At 35.8% G+C, this 215-nt stretch carries 1 protein-coding gene; it reads left to right on the top strand.

Going from position 1 to position 215, the window contains the following annotated elements:
• Positions 1-215 (top strand): hypothetical protein (locus tag V6260_RS19160; protein WP_341595617.1); only part of this gene is annotated, 215 nt, incomplete at both ends.

The raw sequence follows: 215 nt of genomic DNA, 5'->3' as shown, positions 1-215 counted from the left end.
GCCAGAAGAATCGAAATTTGTGGTTCTTAATAATGCTCTTTATGAAGTTATTTTATTTCCCGTTAGAGCACCAAGGAGTGTTGCTTATAGTTTGGTTGGCTTTAAAATAGATGATGACGATGCTAATGAGCTAAAAAGCTTAACAGGAATGGATGTTAGCTTTATTGGTAGTTCTGATGATGTTGTAATTAGCTCTTTAGTCAATCTACCCGAGC

It is taken from the genome of Pseudoalteromonas aliena (genome assembly GCF_038155085.1).
Taxonomy (GTDB): Bacteria; Pseudomonadota; Gammaproteobacteria; order Enterobacterales; family Alteromonadaceae; genus Pseudoalteromonas; species Pseudoalteromonas aliena_A.
The sequence above is the reverse complement of the archived record's forward strand: the minus strand, read 5'-3'. Positions and strand labels throughout refer to the sequence as shown.